This window comes from Streptomyces actinomycinicus, from assembly GCF_016741775.1.
GTDB classification, from domain to species: Bacteria; Actinomycetota; Actinomycetes; order Streptomycetales; family Streptomycetaceae; genus Streptomyces; species Streptomyces actinomycinicus.
In genome coordinates this window covers 133,724-151,958 of the sequence record NZ_JAERRK010000004.1, presented here as the reverse complement: position 1 = coordinate 151,958, position 18,235 = coordinate 133,724, and the positions used below count along the sequence as shown (strand labels likewise).

At 72.6% G+C, this 18,235-nt stretch carries 14 protein-coding genes and 1 pseudogene; 7 read left to right on the top strand and 8 right to left on the bottom strand.

The annotated features are described in order from the left end of the window. The first annotated feature begins 38 nt into the window (after window positions 1-38). Window positions 39-1,019, top strand: a complete 981-nt coding sequence (locus JK359_RS10280) for an ArsR/SmtB family transcription factor (RefSeq protein ID WP_201834209.1) — start codon at window positions 39-41, stop codon at window positions 1,017-1,019. A gap of 116 nt (window positions 1,020-1,135) precedes the next feature. On the opposite strand, the gene JK359_RS10275 is transcribed toward JK359_RS10280, so the two are convergent. Further along, a complete protein-coding gene (locus tag JK359_RS10275) occupies window positions 1,136-2,011 on the bottom strand; it encodes a PhzF family phenazine biosynthesis protein (RefSeq protein WP_201834208.1) in 876 nt (291 codons plus the stop codon). Window positions 2,012-2,273: 262 nt separating this feature from the next. Between JK359_RS10275 and JK359_RS10270 the strand changes: the two genes are divergently transcribed. Then, window positions 2,274-3,320: a PP2C family protein-serine/threonine phosphatase gene (locus JK359_RS10270; protein WP_307788043.1), complete on the top strand. Its 1,047-nt coding sequence runs from the start codon at window positions 2,274-2,276 to the stop codon at window positions 3,318-3,320. A gap of 99 nt (window positions 3,321-3,419) precedes the next feature. On the opposite strand, the gene JK359_RS10265 is transcribed toward JK359_RS10270, so the two are convergent. Then, complete coding sequence (locus JK359_RS10265) at window positions 3,420-4,319, bottom strand: NAD-dependent protein deacetylase (RefSeq protein WP_201834206.1); 900 nt, start codon at window positions 4,317-4,319, stop codon at window positions 3,420-3,422. A 144-nt stretch (window positions 4,320-4,463) separates the two neighbouring features. Here JK359_RS10265 and JK359_RS10260 point away from each other — a divergent pair, with 144 nt between their 5' ends. After that, window positions 4,464-4,883, top strand: coding sequence for a CBS domain-containing protein (locus JK359_RS10260; protein ID WP_201834205.1), 420 nt, complete (start codon window positions 4,464-4,466; stop codon window positions 4,881-4,883). A 169-nt stretch (window positions 4,884-5,052) separates the two neighbouring features. After that, complete coding sequence (locus JK359_RS10255; RefSeq protein WP_307788042.1) at window positions 5,053-5,595, top strand: MOSC domain-containing protein; 543 nt, start codon at window positions 5,053-5,055, stop codon at window positions 5,593-5,595. A 22-nt stretch (window positions 5,596-5,617) separates the two neighbouring features. Here JK359_RS10255 and JK359_RS40095 read toward each other — a convergent pair whose 3' ends face one another. The 4 genes and pseudogenes from JK359_RS40095 to JK359_RS10235 all read right to left on the bottom strand — a co-directional run bounded on the left by JK359_RS40095 (window position 5,618) and on the right by JK359_RS10235 (window position 13,483). Next, window positions 5,618-10,384: an nSTAND1 domain-containing NTPase gene (locus JK359_RS40095; protein ID WP_201834201.1), complete on the bottom strand. Its 4,767-nt coding sequence runs from the start codon at window positions 10,382-10,384 to the stop codon at window positions 5,618-5,620. A gap of 12 nt (window positions 10,385-10,396) precedes the next feature. Then, window positions 10,397-11,002: a hypothetical protein gene (locus tag JK359_RS10245; protein ID WP_201834199.1), complete on the bottom strand. Its 606-nt coding sequence runs from the start codon at window positions 11,000-11,002 to the stop codon at window positions 10,397-10,399. Beyond that, window positions 10,999-11,808 carry a hypothetical protein gene (locus JK359_RS10240; protein ID WP_201834197.1) on the bottom strand — a complete coding sequence of 270 codons (810 nt, stop codon included), beginning with the start codon at window positions 11,806-11,808 and terminating at the stop codon, window positions 10,999-11,001. The genes JK359_RS10245 and JK359_RS10240 overlap by 4 nt, the downstream gene beginning before the upstream one ends. 806 nt (window positions 11,809-12,614) lie before the next feature. Beyond that, window positions 12,615-13,483 (bottom strand): annotated as a pseudogene (locus tag JK359_RS10235) (LLM class flavin-dependent oxidoreductase). A gap of 148 nt (window positions 13,484-13,631) precedes the next feature. On the opposite strand from JK359_RS10235, the gene JK359_RS10230 reads away from it, so the two are divergent. Then, window positions 13,632-14,198, top strand: coding sequence for a DinB family protein (locus JK359_RS10230; protein ID WP_201834195.1), 567 nt, complete (start codon window positions 13,632-13,634; stop codon window positions 14,196-14,198). Between the two features lie 165 nt (window positions 14,199-14,363). Here JK359_RS10230 and JK359_RS10225 read toward each other — a convergent pair whose 3' ends face one another. Continuing rightward, complete coding sequence (locus tag JK359_RS10225; protein WP_201834193.1) at window positions 14,364-14,711, bottom strand: hypothetical protein; 348 nt, start codon at window positions 14,709-14,711, stop codon at window positions 14,364-14,366. Window positions 14,712-14,921: 210 nt separating this feature from the next. Between JK359_RS10225 and JK359_RS10220 the strand changes: the two genes are divergently transcribed. Further along, entirely contained in the window at window positions 14,922-15,197 is a 276-nt protein-coding gene (locus JK359_RS10220; RefSeq protein WP_201834191.1) for a hypothetical protein, read from the top strand. Window positions 15,198-15,230: 33 nt separating this feature from the next. On the opposite strand, the gene JK359_RS10215 is transcribed toward JK359_RS10220, so the two are convergent. Continuing rightward, the gene (locus JK359_RS10215) at window positions 15,231-16,679 is read right to left on the bottom strand and encodes an MFS transporter (RefSeq protein ID WP_201834189.1); all 1,449 of its coding nucleotides are present in this window, start codon (window positions 16,677-16,679) and stop codon (window positions 15,231-15,233) included. Window positions 16,680-16,726: 47 nt separating this feature from the next. On the opposite strand from JK359_RS10215, the gene pdxR reads away from it, so the two are divergent. After that, the gene (gene pdxR / locus JK359_RS10210) at window positions 16,727-18,148 is read left to right on the top strand and encodes a MocR-like pyridoxine biosynthesis transcription factor PdxR (protein WP_201834187.1); all 1,422 of its coding nucleotides are present in this window, start codon (window positions 16,727-16,729) and stop codon (window positions 18,146-18,148) included. Window positions 18,149-18,235: the final 87 nt, after the last annotated feature.

Below are 18,235 nucleotides of genomic sequence, written 5' to 3'. Positions count from 1 at the left end.
CCCGGGAGGGCCGAGGACGGGGCAAGCGGAGGACAGCCGTGCTGGAACTGGAGTTCACGACCCGAGACCTGGCACGGACCAGGCTCGCCCTGTCCCCCCTGTGGGAGGCCGTGGCCAGCGTCCGCATCCTGAAGAACCCACGGGAGTACGGCCTCTTCCGGCCCTGGATCGAACAGGCGGGGCACCGGCTGGAGGCCGACGGCCTGGACTGGGGGCTGCTCGCCGATCTCGTACCCGCCCCGCCCCGGGCGATACCCCTCTTCGTCGCCCCACCGCCCACGACTCCGCTTGCCGATCTCGGAATCGAACTGGCCGTGCTGCGGGCCACCCCCGTGGAGGAGGTCCGCGCCGGACTCGGTGGGAAGCTGTCGCCGCGGTCAGGGCGAGTGGACGCGCTGCTCGCGGATCCGCGACGCGGCCTCGCGGAGCTTGCCGACCTCGTGGCGGCGTACTGGGAGCTGGCACTTGCGCCGTACTGGCCACGGATGCGCTCGCTGCTGGAAGGCGACGTGCTCCACCGGGCGCGGCTGCTGGCCGAAGGCGGTGCCGACCGCCTCCTCGGCGACCTGGACCCCGCCGTCGGCTGGGACTCCGAAACCCTCCGCGTCCGGCACCTGTTCGCACGAGGCACCCGACGGCTCGAAGGGCGCGGCCTGCTGCTCGTACCCTCCGTGTTCGCCTGGCCGCGGGTCTTCTCGATCACCGCGCCCGGCCGGCAGCCGACCCTCCGCTACCCGCCGCGCGGTGTGGCCACGCTGTGGGAGCGGCGGACCGAGGTCGCCGAGCCGCTCGCGTCCGTCATCGGCCGCGCCAGAGCCCGGTTGCTGGCCGAGCTGGACACCCCCGCCTCGACGACCGAACTGGCCGGTCGTACGGGCCTCACACCCGGCGGCGTCTCCCAGCACCTGAGCGTGCTCCGCGCGGCGGGTCTGGTCGTCGGCCACCGCACCGGCCGCTACGTGCTGTACGGCCGCACCGAGGCCGCGGAGACCCTGCTGGCCGCACCACACCGCACCTGACGCGGAGCCGCGCCTGACGCCGAGCCGCGCCTGACGCCGAGCCGCGCCTGGCGCAGAGCTGCGCCTGACACAGAGCTGCGCCTGGCGCCCCTTGGCCCGCAAGAACCCCCATGGCCTCAGCCGATACGGGCTCCCGTGCCGCTGACACGGATGCGCCGGTCGCCCGCGCGCAACGTCACCGTGAGTTCTCCGGGGCGGCCCAGATCCGCGCCCTGGTGCAGCGTGAGGACGGTGTCCTCGGGGACAAGACCCAGCTCACGGGCGTACGCACCGAAAGCGGCCGCCGCGGCTCCGGTCGCCGGGTCCTCGACGACGCCGCCGACGGGGAACGGGTCACGGACGTGGAAGACGGTGGCCGACTCCCGCCAGACCAACTGGATCGTGGTCAGGTCCAATCGGTGCATCAGGGCTTCGAGCCGCGCGAAGTCGTAGGCGAGATCCGCGAGGCGCTCACGCGTCGCCGCGGCGAGTACGAGATGCCGGGCACCGGCGAACGCGACGCGGGGCGGGAAGTCCGGGTCGAGATCGGCGGCCGGCCAGTCGAGCGCGGCGAGCGCCTCCGCGAGATCGGCGTCGGCGACCTCCTCGATGTGCGGCTCGACGCTGGTGAGCGTGGCCCGGAACGTCCCGCCCTCCTCGACCACCTCCACCGGCACGGTGCCGGCACGCGTCGCGAAGACCAGCTCGCCGGGGCCGATCCGCTCGGCGAGTGCGATGGCGGTCGCGACGGTGGCGTGTCCGCAGAAGGGCACCTCGGCCTTGGGGCTGAAGTAGCGGATGCCGTACGCCCTGCCCGGCCGGCTGCCCGAGTCCTCCGGGGGCCCGGTCAGGAACGCGGACTCCGAGTACCCGAGGTCGGCGGCGATGGCCAGCATGTCGCTGTCACGGAGGGCGGTGGCGTCCAGGACGACGCCGGCGGGGTTTCCGCCGGCGGGGTCGGTGGAGAAGGCGGTGTATCGCAGCACCTCGGGCCGCGGAGCACTGGTTGTCATGCTTGCAGCAACCGGGGGATGGTCCCTCGCTATTCCTGGGGCGCATGGGGCCGGAATTCCTGGGGCCGCATGAGGGGCGGGGACCGGATCGGACCGCCCGGCGGGACGGACCGTTCCACGGCCCCGTGAACGACGACCGGCCCCACTCGTAACCAGAGAACATCCGATATGTGCCGATATGCTGTGTTTTATGCTCTGGACTGGGTGGATGCGCATCCGTCATCCCCTCCGCCAACGGTGGAGTCCCGCCCTGCTCTCACCGGTGATCTTGACCGTGATCGTCACGGCCCTGGCGTTCTCCACTCCGCGGAAGATCGCATTCAGCCGCCTTCTGACCGCCGCTCCGGCCCTCGCAGCCTCCATCTGGCCCGTACTGCCCACCGTCCTGCTGGGAGTGGCCTGTGTCGTGATCATGATCGCGCTGAGCCTGGTGTATCCCGATCTGGGCACCTGGTTCACCGTGGGAGCCATCGCCGCGGTCACGGTGGCTGCGGCGTACGCCTGCAGCGTCCGGATCAAGCGGGAACAGGATTTCGTCCAGCTACGCCTCGTCGCCGACGCGGCACAGAAGGTGCTCCTGCGTCCTCTGCCCCGCAACGTGGGGTTGCTGGAGGTCGCCTCGATGTACCTCGCGGCCGCCGCGCAGGCTCGCATCGGCGGTGATTTCTACGAGGCGGTCACCACGCCGCACGGGGTGCGACTGATCATCGGGGACGTGCGGGGCAAGGGCCTGCCCGCCGTGGGTTCCGCCGCGGCGGTGGTCAACTGCTTCAGGGAGGCCGCGTACGACGAGCCCGATCTGGAAGGCATCGTCCGCCGCCTGGACATCAGCAGCACCCGGCACAGCTGCACGTTCCCCACCGGGGACCTGCTGGAGCAGTTCACCACGGTGGTGCTCGCCGAGTTCCCGGATCACGGCGGCCACATCAAGATCCTCAACTGCGGGCATCCTCCCCCACTGCTCCTGCATCAGGGCAAGCTCCAGGTCCTGGACCCCACGGCAGCCTCGCCGATTCTCAGCCTCGCGACGCTCATCGACACCCCGTACATCACCGACATCGTCGCCTGTGCACCGGGTGACCTGGTGCTTTTCTACACCGACGGGATCATTGAGAGCCGGAACCACCGTGGCGAGTTCTTCCCCCTGCACGACTGGATGAGCGGGCGGACCCCGGCCGGGCCCAGGGCCCTGCTCGACGGTCTCCACCGGGAACTCCTCCAGCACAGCGGCGGGGAACTCGACGACGACATCGCAGCCCTCGCGGTACGGCTCGGCGACCCGGACGACGACGGGCGCGGACGGCACTGAACCGGTCCGGCGGCGCGAGGCACCCCGTGACTCCCTCGCCGTACCTGAGGCCGCTGTCCGGCTCCCTGGCCGTACCTGAGGCGGCTGTCCGGCCGTGCCTCAGGCGGCCGTGTGGCCGTCGAAGGGGATGCCCAGTCGCCCGGCCACGGTGGTGAGAGCCGTTCCCAGCGGGAGCGCGACCCGGGTCAGGGCGTGCCGGTCGCCCCGGGTGGGGTCGCGGTTGACGATCAGCACGGGCGTCCCGGCCCGGGCCGCCTGGCGGACGAACCGGAGGCCTGACATCACGGTCAGCGAGGATCCCAGGACCAGCAACGAGGCCGCCTCACGGACCAGCTCGCGGCAGTGCTCGACCCGCTGGGGCGGAACGGCTTCGCCGAAGAACACCACGTCCGGTTTCAGGATGCCGCCGCAGAGCGTGCAGGGGGCCACGCGGAAGTCCCCGACCTGTGCATCGGTGAGATCGGCGTCGCCGTCCGGGTTGATTCCCGCCGCCACCGGCTCGAAACCGGGATTGGCCTCCTCCAGCCGCCCGGCGAGTTCGCGGCGCGGGCTGAACGCGCCACAGGACAGGCAGACGACCCGGTCCAGGCTGCCGTGGAGTTCCACCACGCCCTCACTGCCGGCGGCCTGGTGCAGGCCGTCCACGTTCTGGGTGATCACAGCCGAGAGCAGGCCGTGCAGCCCGAACGCCGCCACCGCCCTGTGTCCGGCGTTGGGGCGGGCACGGCCGAACGTGCGCCAGCCGAGGTGGCTGCGCGCCCAGTAGCGGCGCCGGGCCTGGGCGCTGGAGGTGAAGTCCTGATACGTCATGGGGGTGTGCCGGCTCAGGCTCCCGCCCTCGCCCCGGTAGTCGGGGATACCGGACTCCGTGGAGATGCCCGCCCCGCTGAGTACCACCACACCGCCGGCCCGCAGTGCGTCCGTGACCGGCGCGAGATCCGTCGTGCCTGGTGGCAGGTCCTCGGTGGGGGTCCAGCTCAACGTGGGGCGCATGCGCATGCCGCAAGGGTACGGAACGGGCTCCGCGGGCCGCCGCTCCGTGGTCCGGTGCCGGCAGGATCCGTGGGTCACCGCTGGTGGGACAGGCCGTCCCTCGGGTACCCGGCATGCGGAGGAACGAAGAACGAACCGAAGGGAGACGCCATGACGCAGCATGTGCGTGACATCATGACCAGCCGGCTGGTGACGGTGGAACCGCAGACGTCGGTGACGGCGGTGGCCCAGAGGATGCGCGACGAGGACATCGGGGCCGTTCTGGTCACCGAGGGGGATGATCTGCGCGGCCTGGTCAGCGACCGGGACCTCGTGGTGCGTGCGCTTGCAGAGGGCGGAGACCTGGAACACAGGACCGTTGCCGCCGCCTGCAGCGGCGATCTCATCACGGTGACCCCCGACGAGGATCTCGACCATGCGGTCGAGCTCATGCGCGAGCACTCCGTCCGACGTCTGCCGGTGGTCGAAGAGGGACATCCCGTCGGGATCCTGTCGCTCGGCGACCTGGCGATCGAGCGGGACCCGGGATCGGCGCTGGGCGACATCAGCGCATCGAAGTCGAACCGGTAGGGAGGACTCCTGGGGACCTCGGGGTCCTGACCGCCAGGGGGACCCCGGGGGCACCGAGGCGGAGCGGTTCGGGGAGTATGGCGCCGAGCGATGGTGGCGCGCGGCCCTCGCCCTGAAGGTCCGCCGCCAGGCTCATAGGTGATCAAGGTCGATGACGAGGGGGCCCGCGGTGCGCGGAAGGGTTACGGCGGTCAGCAGCAACGGGGAGTATGCGTTCACCAAGCCGAACCGGGACAGCATCACACTGCTCGCCGGACTCGGTGTGGAGGGGGACGTGCACGCGGGCGTGACGGTCAGGCACCGCTCGCGCGTCGCGCAGGATCCCACCCAGCCCAATCTGCGCCAAGTCCACCTCATCCATGAAGAGCTGTTCGCCGAGGTCGGCGCAGCAGGGTTCGAGGTGACGCCCGGCGACCTCGGTGAGAACATCACCACGCTCGGCATCGATCTGCTCGGTCTGCCGGTCGGCGCGGTACTGCGCATCGGCGGCTCCGCGGTCCTGGAGGTGACCGGCCTCCGCAATCCCTGCCTGCAGATCGACAACTTCCGGGACGGGCTGCTGAAGCAAGTCGTCGGCCGCGACGAGACGGGCAACATCGTGCGCAAAGCCGGGATCATGAGCGTCGTGAGGGACGGGGGCGTGGTGCGCCCCGGCGACCCGATCGAAGTGGAACTCCCCGCCGGTCCGCACCGTCCCCTGGAGCGAGTCTGACCGCCCGCGACCGTGGCCCTGTTCATGGCCTGGCGCCACGGAAACCCTGCGCGCCGCTGTACCGGCGAGAGGCGTCCCGGATCTCGTAGACGAGGGTGAGGCTGGTGACTCGTCCGTCCGCGACTGTGTCGGCGCGGAGGGTCCAGGTGCGGGCCCCGGCCGTGCCGCGGAACGTGCCCTTCGTGGTGCGGCGGAGGGTGACGGCGGGGAGGTCGGCGAAGCCGGTCATGCGGAGCGTGCAGTCCGTGGCGGTGCACGCGGAGCGCAAGGTCAGCTCGTGGTCGCCGCGGTAGAAGCCGGCCAGGAAGTCGAGGTCCTGCTGCAAGGGGTGGGTCTGCGCCGGCGCCTCCGGCCGGAAGGCCGCCCGGGTCGCATCGCCGTCCAGTACGAGGGTGTAGCGCCCGGCGTACCGGGCGGCGCTCGCCGGGCCGACCGGTGAGCGCGAGGGGCCGGGGGACTCCAAGGGGCCGGGCGGTGGGAAGCTCGCGGCGGAGGGGAGGACTCGCGCCCCGGACGGCGGATCGCCGCAGACCTGACGGAACTCGGCGCCGGGGGCGTACCGTTCCCACTCCGCCCGGGTCATGGGCCGTCCGGCCGCGGCGCAGACCGCGCCGAGGAGGTCGTCGGGCTCGGCCACCCGCCACACGTCGAGGGTGGGGACGTCGGTGATCGCGGCAAGGGCTCCCCGGCCGGGCAGGAAGGCCAGGGCGCGCACCGCTTTGAACGGGCCGGTGAACGGCACGCCGAGCGGGGTCCGGGTCGAGGTGTCCCAGAGCCGGACGGTACCGTCGCGGCCGGCCGAGGCGAGGGTGCGGCCGTCGCCGCTGAACGCGACGGCGGACACCTCGTCGGAGTGGCCGTCCAGCGGGCGGCCGAGGGGCCGCCGGCGGGTGGTGTCCCACAAGCGCACGGTGCCGTCGGCGCCGGTCGCGGCGAGGAGGCGGCCGTCGGGACTGAACGCGACGGCGTCGACCCGGCCGTTCTCCCCTCGCATCGCCTCACCGGCGGGACGGCCGTGGCCCAGCTCCCAGAGCCGCACGGACTGCCCCTCGCCGACCGTGGCGAGGGTGCGCAGATCGGGGCTGAACGTGAGGTGGCCCAGGGATTCCAGCGAGTCGCCCGGAGCCACGTCGGCCGTGAGCCTGCGCAGCAGGCGGCCGGTGCGCGCGTCCCAGCGCCGCACGGTGAAGCCGGCCTCGCTCGCCGCCGCGGACAGCGACCGTCCGTCGGCGGACCAGGCGAGTGCCTGGACCGGCCCGGCCCCGGCGAGGGTGGTCAACTGCCGGCCGCTTCCGGTGTACCAGATGCGGATGCGGTCGTCGGCCGCGCCCGCCACGGTGTGACCGTCAGGGCTGAAGGCGAGCGCGCCGGTCCAGTCGCTCAGCCCGCCGAGTGCGGTGTTCCGGCCGGTGGCGACGTCCCACAGCCGGACGCGCCAGTCGCCGTTGCCGGGCGCGCCCGCGGCGACGTACCGTCCGTCGGGTGAGGCCGCGACGGGCCCGTCCCGGTCTTCGAGCGAGGTCACGAGTGGATCGCCGACTCTCCACAGCCGTACCTCCGGGCCGCCGTCCCCGGCGGAGGCCAGCGCCGAGCCGTCGGGGCTGAAGGAGAGGGCGTCGACCCGGCCGGCGTGACCGCGCAGCGGACCGCCGAGCAGCCGGCGGCCGGACAGGCTCCACAGGGTGACCGAGCCGTCCCCGCAGCCGACTGCGATCGTCGTACCGGCCGGGGCGACGGCGAGTGCGCTCGGCGCGGTGCCCTCGCGGCATCCCGGCCGGTCGCCGATCCACTGCCGGCCGGCCAGGTCACGGAGCCGGAGGCCCCCTGACGCCGCCGCGACGACGAGGTACTTGCCGTCGGGCGTGAAGGCGAGCGGGCCGGAGGCGCCCGTGAGGACGGGTCCGGCCCGGCGCTGCACGGCGGTGTCCCACACCCGTACGTGCCGTGCGCCGTCGGCCGTGGCGAGCAGCCGGCCGTCGCTGCTGAAGGCGGCACCGCTCACCGGTGTGTCCAGCGGGTCGCCCCGGGGCTTGCCAGAGGCGGTGTCCCACAGCCGCGTGCCGCTGAAGAAGCTGCTGCCGCCCGGCCCGAGCACGATCGGGCCGGTGTCCCCGACAGCGATGGCCGAGCCGGCCCGGGCCCGAGACCGGCCACCCCGGAGGTCCCAGCGCCGTACGGTGTGGTCGTCGCCCGCGCCGGTCAGGGTGCGGCCGTCCGGGCTGAACGCGAGTGAGGTCACGGTGCCGGCGGGCCCGGCGAGCGGTTTGCCGACCGGGCGGTGCGAGGCCGCGTCCCAGAGCCTGATCAAGGAGTCCGTGCCGCCGGTGGCGATCGTCCGGCCGTCGGGGCTGTGGGCGATCGCGGTCACCGCACCGCGGCCGGTGAGGGTACCGCGCAGCGGGCCCGCGAGAACGGCGCGCAGGCCGTGGCGGGCCTCGTCGGTCGGAGCCACCCGCCAGGCCGCGGCCGCGAGCAGCGCAGCCTCCACCGGGTCGGCGTCCTGCGCGCTGCTCCTCGCGAGCTGCCGGGACAGCTCCGCGTCGCGTTCGCTGCCGAGCCTGCCGCCCGCCACGGCGGCGAGGACACCGAAGACCACCGCCAGGACCACCGCCACGGCCGCCGCGGCGGTCAGCCTGCGGCGGCGGCGCACCCGTACGGTCTCGGCGCTGGAGCAGGCCTCCAGGAATTCCCGCTGCCGCCCCTCCGGCGTGGGGAACCGGCCGGGGTCGGCACGCCATCGCCGCTCCGCCTCGCGCATCGTCGCGAGCAGCGGCCCCTGATAGAGGTGGGCCGGGTTCCGTCCGTCCTCCGACCAGCGTTCGGCGTCCTGGGCGAGGCGGCTGTGCAGACGCCATTCCCGGATGTCGGTGCCGAGCCACTCGCGCAGCCTGGGCCATGCCTGGAGCAGCGTCTGATGAGCGGGCTGCGCGAAGTCGTCGCCGACCACGACGAGTCGCCGCTCGGCGAACTTCAGCAGCACCGGCGGTGCTTCCTCGGGCAGGTCCTGCAACGGGACCCGGCGGCTGACGGCGGGCGTGTCCGGGCCGATGAGGGCGAGCCTGCGCAGGGCGTCCGCGGCGACGGCCTGCTCGTGCGGGCTCAGGGCCGCGTACACGCGCTCCGCGCTCGTCTCGACGGCGCCGCGCACCCCACCCGACAGTTCGTACCCGTGGTCGGTGAGCCGGTTCCCGTCGAGGCGCCCCCAGGTGAGCAGCATCGCCTGGGACAGCAGCGGCAGCGCACCGGCGCCGAAGCCGCCGTCCGGCACGGAGTGTTCGAGGGTCCGCAGTTCGGTCAGGATCCTCTCCACGAGCCGCGGTTCCACCTCGAGCCCGGCGGCTTCCGCCTGGTCGACGATGACCCGGCGCAGGTCCGGCTCCTCCATGGGACCCAGGATGAACTGGTTCCGCTGGAGGGCCTGGCGCAGCACCTCGTAGCGCGAGCAGTTGCCCTGCTGGTCCCCTCGCATGCCGATCACCACCAGCGCCGGCGGCTTGCCGTGTCCCGCGGCCGGGGTCGTGGCGGAGCGCAGGGCGGTGACGAACGCCGCGGCCTGGCGGGTGTCGGGGGTGCCCACCCCGAACAGTTCCTCGAACTGGTCGACGACGAGGACGAGTCGCAACCCGTCGGCGGGCGCGCCGGCCTGCCGGCGGTCGAGCCGCTCGGTGAGCAGCGCCTGCCGTACGTACCTCCCCATGCTCTCGGGATCAGCCGTCAACCGGTCGCGCAGGGTGCGCTGGTCGCCCCCGCGGAGGACGGGCGCGAGGTGGAGGGCGAGGGTGCCCAGCGGATCGCCGAACTCCCTGGGGGTCATGACGATCTGCGGCCACCGTGCCGTCTCCGGTGGCAGCCCCTCGGCCCCCGCTGCCAGGGCGGGCAGCAGCCCGGCCCGCAGCAGCGAGGACTTGCCGACGCCGGAGTCGCCGGTGAGCATCACCATGGCGGGGCCGGGGTGTTCGTCGGCGAGCACCAGGGAGGTGATCCCGGCCAGTTCCTCGATCGCCCGCGCCCGGCCGTGGAACAGCTCGGCGTCCTCCTCACGGAACGCCGCAAGGCCGCGGTACGGGCAGTCGCCCACCCAGCGGGGCCGGGGCGCCGGGGCCCGGGTCTGCGGGGGGCCGCCGCTCAGGGCGGCGGCTATGTACCCGGTGACTCTCTCGGTGGTGGCCTCCTGCCGGCGCACCGCGTCCATGACCCGTTCGTACTGCGCGCTGTTCCGGTCGACGCTGCTCCGCAAGCCGTCCAGGGCGGGGCCGAGTTCACCGAGCAGGAAGCGGAACTCTGCGAACTGGGTGGTGAGTTCGGTGAGGCCGACGATCAGTTCCGGGCCCGCTCCGCCGCCTGTTCCCGGCCCGCTTCCCGATTCCTCCCGGAGGAGTTCACCGATGGCTCCGCTGTCCCGCAGCACCCGGGCGACGGCCGCGCGGAGCACCGCCGCGCGGTCGCCGCCCTCGGCGAGCACCTCCTCGATCCGCCGCTGGAGTTCGTCCTCGGCCTCCTCGCGCGAGGCATCGGGCCGCAGGTGGTCCACGGCCGAGGTGACGAGGTCGGTGAGGACGTTCCCGCCGACCGAGCTGAGGACGCCGATGCTGGTCGGCAGGAGTGCCGCGTCGGGCCCCAGCAGCGCGCCGAACGCCCCGGCCGCCAGGGCGGCCAGCAGCAGGCGCGGGGTCCAGCGCCGCACCCCCGGCGTGGACGCCTCCGTGTACCGGCGGAGCCTGCCGCGCATGCCGGCCAGCATCAGCCGGCGTGGTTCGTCCTGTCCGGCGCCTGCCTGGTCGTCGTTCACCGCCCGGCCCCGTCAGCTGAACGGTTCGTCGGGACGCGCCGCCTGGTGCGGGCCGGGACGGAAACCGGACGGGGCGGTGGCGGGCAGGCGGGCGTATCCCTGGGCCACCCACTCGCATTCGACGGAGTCATGCGGCTGGTTGTCGTCCAGGCACAGCGCCGTCCCCTCCGCAACGGTCACCGTGCAGGTCACGGTGCGGGACGTCTCGGACCAGACGCCGTGGGGGCAGAGGGTGAGCCGCACCCCTTCGTCGGAGATCACCAGGCTGGGATGCTCGGCCCGCACCTTCGCGGTGAGCTTGACCACGGTGCCGCGGGGTACGACGAACCGGCAGGAAACGGCTGTACGGGGCTGGGGCTTGCCCCTCTCCCGGATGTCCGGGCAGAACTTCTGACCGGGGATGTCGGAGCCGATCCCGGAACTCCACGCGGAGGACATCAGTACCGCAACGGGTACTCCACCCGCACCGGACCGGGAGGACGCGGACGCCGAAGTGCCCGGGGCCGCGCCCTCGTGGCCGGGGCCTGCGCCGTCGTCGTGCTGCGGGCCGGACGACGTGCATCCGGCCGCGAGGAGCAGGACCACCGGGAGGAGGCATCGCGCAAGGCGGCCGGTCATGGCGTCTCCGTCCTGCGGTAGGCGAGGCATGCCCGCGCGGACTTCTGCTCGAACTCGTCCCCGGTGGACACGCAGACGGTTGATTTCCCAGCCGACCCGAAGACCGCGCAGGTGATCGAGTCGCCGTGTCCCAAGCCGCTGTTGCAGCCCTCGTACTGGACGTACATGTAGGAGAATCCCGGCTTCCGGGCGGGGTGCGCGTACGGATCGTCCGCCGAGGCGGGCTGGGCGCGCAGGTAATAGATCTTTCCTTGCTTGACAGGTATTTCGCACTTCTTTCCGAGGGTGCCGTCGCTGCCGCAGGACTCCTTGAAATTGCCGAACAGATCGATCTTCCATTTGGTCTGGAAGATCACGGTCAGCTTTCCCGGTCCGCCGGCCGCCGGCCGCGCGGCCTTGTTCCCGCACGCCTTGCGGGCCACGTCGACGGGTCCGGTCGTGGTCACGCAGATGGTGGCGTCGCGGTCCTGGCGAACCGTGCAAGCGGACGAGCCGGGGCCCTCCCGGCAACCCCAGTAGGCCAGTCGAACCCCTTCCGGCAGCGCGTCCCGAGCGGTCACCAGGACCTTTCTGACCTCGCCGTTCTTCTCCACCCGAAGGACCGACCGGCACACGCTCGCATCCGCTTCGCACGTCCCGTCCGGATCCCCCGGCAGTGCCAGCGCGGACAGTCGGCTGTCCGCGACGAGCGCGAACCGGACCGAATCCGCCGACTCGTCGGGCCGCAACAGTAAATAGGCCGAGCCCGCGGCGACGATCAGCAACACGACAGCGACGACCGCCGCCCTGACACCAAGGCGCTGCATCACGTACTCCCCCCGATCCGAACCGGCGCACGGCCGCTTGGGCTCCCCTGCCATTTCGACCGGACAGCCAGGATCATCAGCAGATTAGCGAAGCACCGGGTGGCCTGTAAGTGAGTTCACCGAGATGCATATATGCACACCGCGAATAAACGGCCCCGGACCCATTCACGCCCCGCAATTCCCACCCGACGCGCGTGGCCCACGGGACGTACCCCGGCAACGGGTAGAGGTATCGGCGTCGGTTCCGGACACGGCGCTCATCGTCGCTGGTCGACGGCGGCGGCACGGGTGGTGGGGTGCCTGCAGGCGACGTACGTGCCGGGACTCGGCGAGGGCGGCGCCGAGCGCGCCCTGGTCGGGGCGGTCCGCATGCGCGCCGACCGGCGTGGGGACTGGCGGGCCGGAGCGGAGTCGGCGGAGCCGCGCGCCTCGAAGGGGTCGAGTCTATTATGAGGTAGGGCAAGGCTTTCAGCCCGAGAAGGGCAGGTCATCATGCACTGCTTTGACTGCGTTCTCGAGAGCCGGGCCGGGCTGACCGTGCCGAGCCCGGCTGTTGCTGCCGGTGTCTGCGCGCGGTGCGGAGCCGGAATCTGCGGCAGGCATGCACATGTCACCAGTACTTCGGTGTCGAACCCGTCCGGTTCCTCCAGCCCAGGACCGGAGGCCAGGCGGCTGACGTGCGGCACCTGCTTCGAGGCTGAGAGTGCTGCCGCCGGTAGGGCGGAATGAGAATGGCGACGGCGTCCTCCGGTGCGGCAGGAATCCAGGAGCGGCAGCGGTAAGCCCCGCACACCTGCACCGGCCGATCAGATCACCGGTGGTCCCGCCTCGATGCGGCGGAGCAGCGGAGACAGGCGGTCCAGGTCGGGGCCGGTCTGCACCTGCCGCCCGTCCCACCAGGTGGCGCCGGCGTCGTGCAGCGGACCGATCACGTCCTTGGCCTTGGCCTTGGCCGCGTCCGCGGGCGTGGCACCGCCGAGCACGAACTCGAAGGGCAGCCGGCCCCGGCCGTACGATGTTTGCGCACGTAGCCGACGAGGTCCCGTACTTCGGCCAGGTCGGGTACATGCCCGTGCCGGGCCGTCTCGAACAGCGGCACCGCGCCGTCCCACCGCGCCGCCCGACGCATGGGCGGACGGCGCGGCCAGAATCCACCGATCCACACCGGTGGGCACGGGCGTTGCACCGGGGCGGGCAACAGCGTCACGTCCCGGTCCTCGTAGTGCCGGCCCCGGTGGTTCACCTGCTCGCCGGACCAGAGGTGCCTCAACAGCTCCAGCCCCTCGTCCAGACGCTCGGCGAGGAGGCGCGGCTCGGCCTCGTCACCGAAGCTGCGGTACTCGTCCTCGACCGGACCGCCCAGACCTGCCGCGAAGATCACCCGGCCCCCGCTGAGGTGGTCCAGGGTGGCCACCTGGCGGGCGAGTTGCTGCGGCCGGTAACGGGGAACCGGCGTCAACATGGTGCCCAGTCGTATGCGGGAGGTCGCCAACGCGGCCGCGGTCAGCAGCATCCAGGGATCGCCGAAGGGGCGGCCCTGGAATTGACGATGGAGTACGTGGTCCCAGACGAAGAGCCCGTCCCAGACCGCCTGTTCCGCGGCAGCCGCCGCGGTGGCGACGTTACGGGGGGCGGCGAAGTCACCGAAGTCGGGGACGTTGACGGAGAAGCCCATCCGAGCAGGATGCGCCGGCGGCCGCGAACGTGCAGTGAGATTGCCGGGCAGGCGGTTTCACGGGAGGTCCGTCGACTGCGGGATCACGGCTGCTGACCAACCGCAGGACGAGAAACTCGGTGGCGAACCCGGGCCGTCCCGGATCACCATGCAGCGCATGACCGGCCAACCCGAGCGATGGACCCAGGCGACCGTCTACCCCGACATGTGGGCCGATCCGGCCGACGACCCCCGCGACAACGGGGACAGTCCCGAGGGCGAGTTCGCGACACTGCTGGACTTCCTGACGAACTACCGCATGACCCTGCGGATGAAGTGCGAGGGTCTCGACCCGGAGCAGCTGGCCCGAAGGTCGGTTCCACCGTCGACGATGTCGCTGCTCGGCCTGCTCCGGCACCTTGCCGAGGTGGAGCGCGACTGGCGCAACTGGATCACCGACGGCGACGCGCTGCCGAAGCTGTACGGCCGCAAGGACGCGGATTTCGACGGAGCTGTCGCCGAACAGGCCGTGGTCGACGCCGCGTACGCCGATCTCGAACGCGAGCAGGCCGCGACCGACGCCGCACTGGCCGGGTACCCGGACCTGGGGGAGCGGGTGGGAAGGGAGCGGATCGCCATCAGGGAGCTGATGGTGCACCGGGTCGAGGAGTACGCCCGTCACTGCGGGCACGCCGACCTGCTGCGCGAATGCGTCGACGGAAGAGTGGGCCAGTGAAGAGCCGGCCGGTGAAGAGCCGGCCGGTGAAGAGCCGGCCAGTGGAGAGCCGGCCGGTGAAGAGCCAGTGGAGAGCCGGTCCGCGACTCCGTGCGGACGGGTGGCGCCTGACCCTTCCGCTTCAGGACAAGCGGACCGACTTCTCAGGAGAAGTCGGCCGACCCCTCAGGAGAAGTAGACCGATCGAAGCTTCAGGCGCTCGCTTCCGTACCCGGTCTGCGGGCGCAGTGTGAATGCGTCTCCCGTGCAGTCCGGCTCGGTGAACACCGTGGCCCGCTCGTCGGTCCGGTTGCGCGGAGAATGGGCCGGAGAGCTGGATCCGGGGTCCGCGACCTCTGGGAGCGTGATGCACTCCAGGCTTTCCGGGTCATCCAGAACGGCGATCTGAGGGCGTCCGTCCGGACCGGTGTAGGTGTACTGGAACTGTCCCTCCGCGGCGGAAGCGGAGGCGGGAACGGTCAGGACCAGGGCGAGCGCGCCGAAGGCGGCGACCGCAGCGTTGCGCAGACACATGGAGAAGGTGGTCCCTTCGTGAGGAGAGGAGCGGCTACGTGCGGGAGTCACCCTTTCCACGGCCATGCCCACCAGGCGTCCGTCGCCCGCCGAATCGATCCACCCTCACCCGAACGAGTCAGCTCCCTGCCACGGATCCTTCCGCTCGGAGCGTGTTGCCCCCCCCGGCCCTCCCTTCGGTACCGGCGACGGCCCTCCTAGGGTTGAGCCGTGACATGGAGTGAGGCGGAGTACCTCGACTATCTGCATTCCGAGCGGCGTGGCTACGCATGGGTGATGGAGCACCATGGCGGGTTGACGCCGGCGGAAGCCTGGCAAGCCGCCCTGGAGCACTACCCGTACGAGCCGGAGGATGCCCCGTACCGCTGCCTCGTCTTTCACGACGAGGCCTGGCATTGGGCGATGCTCACGATCCACGGCGACCGTTACGTGGTGGAACACCCCGAACTGGTCCATCCGTCCCCTGAGTACGAGGCCCTCGGGTGACCAGAGAGCGTGACGGGGCGGGCGTCGGCGCATTCAGGGCTGCGGCCGCGCCTCGGCCTGCCGGTCACGTGCCGCCGGCGCCAGGGCGCTCAGCATCAGCACACCCGTCAGCGCGAACCCCCAGCCGTACCCTGTGTGTGCCGCGAGGAGGCCGAAACCCACGGCGCCCACGCCCATGCCGCCGTCGTAGGCGATGTTCCACAGGGCGGTGACCGTACCGTACGACGGGCGTGAGACGCGGCTGTACATGAGGCTGAGCGTGGCATTCTGGGCGATGCCGAAGCCGGCGCCGAAGACTGCCGCGCCGGCCAGCACGGCGACCGAGCCGGACGTCACGGACAGGGCCGACAGACCGGCGGCCGACACCAGCAGCCCGGGCACGACCAGCCGCGCCGGTCCCCGGCGGTCGCCGTAGCGCCCCGCCGCCCAGCGGGCCGCGGTCGAGGTGGTGCTCTGCACCAGCAGAGCCACCGTCGCAGTGCCGGAACCCTGCCGGACCGCCAGTGGCAGAAAGGTCACCAGGATGCCGGCGGCGACTGCGGTGGCCGCGAACACCAAGGCCGGCCGACGCAGGCCGCCGGCCCGCAGACCGCCCAGGACCCCGACATCCCTTCCCCGATCGCCGCACGAATCCGGCTCCCGAGCCGGCACCGGCGTCTGCACCGGGCCCGGCGTCTGGACCGGCACCGGTGCCTGGACCGGCACCGGTGCCTGGACCGGCACCGGCGTCTGGACCGGCACCGGTGTCTGCACCGGGCCCGCCATCTGGACTGGGCCCGGTGTCTGGACCGGCACCGGCGTCTGGACCTGGCCCGGCGTCTGGACCGGCGCCGCACGGTTCGCGGTGCTTCTCGGAACGGGTCCGCGGTGCCGCCGCTCACCCCCCTGCACGCGCGCGGGAACCTCCTGCTCCCGCAGTCCCGGCACCGTCGGGATCGCCGCGAGGGACGCCAGGGCAGCGACCGTGGTGACCGGGGTGTAGCCGATGTGGCCGGACATCCAGACGCCCAAGGGCAGTGCGGCCAGGGCCGGTACGCCTCCGACCACCCCGACCAGCGCGAGGCCCTCGCCCCTGCGCTCCGCTGGTATCAGGGCCGCCGTCAGGGCGCCGCCCGCGACCATCGTCAGGCCGAAGCCCAGGCCGCGCACTGCGCACACCGCCGCTGTCCAGGCCGGACCGTCGGCCAGGGGCAGGGCGAGCGCCGGGGCGCCCAGCAGGAAGAGACCGGCCGCCAACGGGCCCAAGGTGTCGTACCGGCCGAGGATCCGCGGTCCGGCCAGCTCGCCGAGCACCGTGGCCAGCATCAGCGAGCCGGTCGCGAGGCCTGCCCCGGCCCGGCCGACGTGCGCGGGCACTGCTGACAGCAGCAGGAAGAAGCTCACCGTCGACCCCACGACGCTCACGAAGCGCAGCAACAGGGCACGGGTCAGCAAGGGCGGCCGGGCGGTCGAAATCCGGGGCCGTGTCAGGGGATTCGTCATGCCGACGACGCTAGGTCCCGACCGGCACACCGGTAAGCTCCAATTCCATGGCTGTACAGTGGGCCGGTCTCTCGCCCGAACTGCTGCTGACCGTCGACCGGAGCAGCGGCGAACAACTCCGTGCCCAGCTGGAGCGACAGCTGCGGGACGCCATCCGCACCGGACGGCTGCGCGAGGACGAGCGACTGCCCTCCTCGCGCGAACTCGCCCGCACGCTCGGCCTTTCCCGGGGACTGGTCCAGGACTGCTACGCCCAACTCCAGGCCGAGGGCTACCTGGTCGGCCGCATCGGCTCGGCCACCCGCGTGGCCCCCTGCACACGGGCCACCGAGCCACCACGCGCGGAGGAACCGGACGGCCGGCTCCCGCGCCTGATCGCCGACTTCCGGCACGGTGTTCCGGACCTCGCCTCCTTCCCCCTGACCGACTGGCTCGCGGCGGTCCGGGAAGCGGCCCGGACCATGCCGACCGCCGACCTCGACTACGGCGACCCGCGCGGCAGCCGGGTCCTGCGCGAGGTGCTCGCCGCCTATCTGCGCCGGGTCCGTGCGGCCGTGGCCGATCCCGCGCACACCCTCGTCTGCTCCGGTTACGCCCAGGGGCTCGCCCTCACCCTCCAGGCCCTGGCCGGCGAAGGCGTCGAGGCCGTCGCCCATGAGGACCCGGGCGGCCCGGCCTCCAGCACCGCGTCCATCGGCACGGCCGGCCTCACCCCGGTCCCCGTCCCGGTCGACGCGCACGGCATCGACGTCACCGCCCTGGACGCGTCCGGCGCTCGAGCCGTCATCGTCACCCCCGCCCACCAGTGGCCCACCGGAGTCGTCCTCGCCCCGGAACGCCGGCACGCGCTGCTCGCCTGGGCCCGGCGCCGCGACGGGTACATCATCGAGGACGACTACGACGCCGAGTTCCGTTACGACAGGCAGCCGGTCGGCGCGCTGCAGGGCCTGGCGCCCGACCGTGTGGTGTCGATCGGCACCGTCAGCAAGTCCCTCGCCCCTGCCCTGCGCACCGGCTGGCTGCTGTCCCCGCCCGCGCTCACCGCACCCCTCACCGAGCTGAAGAGGATCGCCGACCGTGGCACCCCCACGCTCGACCAGCTCGCCCTCGCCCGGCTCATCGAGTCCGGCCGCCACGACCGTCATCTGCGCCGTATGCGCACCCTGTACGCGGCCCGCTGCACGACCCTGCGCACCGCCCTCGCCGTCCACGCCCCCGCCGTCCGCCTGACCGGCCTCGCGGCGGGCTTCCACGCCGTGGCTCACCTGCCGGCCGGGACGGACGAACAGGCGGTGGTCTCCGCGGCCCGGGCCCGCAGTGTCGGTCTCTACGGCATGAGTGCCCACCGCACCTCCGGGGCGGCCGACCCGCCCCAGCTCGTCCTGGGCTTCGGAGACCTGCCCGAGCGGTCCATCGCCGAGGGCATCGCGGAGGTGGGGGACCTGCTGGACGGACGAGCGGCGCCCTGACGAGACGCGAGCCCGAGCGAAGCCGAGCCCGGCCGGTGGGACGAGGCAGCGGCCGCACCCCAGCTCGCGGACCCGACGACGCGGCGG

Coding starts and splice junctions, on each gene's coding strand:
- JK359_RS10240 (WP_201834197.1), bottom strand. CDS start 11,808: ATGCAGCGCCTTGGTGTCAGGGCGGCGGTCGTCGCTGTCGTGTTGCTG.
- JK359_RS10225 (WP_201834193.1), bottom strand. CDS start 14,711: ATGTGTCTGCGCAACGCTGCGGTCGCCGCCTTCGGCGCGCTCGCCCTG.
- JK359_RS10245 (WP_201834199.1), bottom strand. CDS start 11,002: ATGACCGGCCGCCTTGCGCGATGCCTCCTCCCGGTGGTCCTGCTCCTC.
- JK359_RS10230 (WP_201834195.1), top strand. CDS start 13,632: ATGCAGCGCATGACCGGCCAACCCGAGCGATGGACCCAGGCGACCGTC.
- JK359_RS10275 (WP_201834208.1), bottom strand. CDS start 2,011: ATGACAACCAGTGCTCCGCGGCCCGAGGTGCTGCGATACACCGCCTTC.
- pdxR (WP_201834187.1), top strand. CDS start 16,727: ATGGCTGTACAGTGGGCCGGTCTCTCGCCCGAACTGCTGCTGACCGTC.
- JK359_RS10260 (WP_201834205.1), top strand. CDS start 4,464: ATGACGCAGCATGTGCGTGACATCATGACCAGCCGGCTGGTGACGGTG.
- JK359_RS10265 (WP_201834206.1), bottom strand. CDS start 4,319: ATGCGCATGCGCCCCACGTTGAGCTGGACCCCCACCGAGGACCTGCCA.
- JK359_RS10215 (WP_201834189.1), bottom strand. CDS start 16,679: ATGACGAATCCCCTGACACGGCCCCGGATTTCGACCGCCCGGCCGCCC.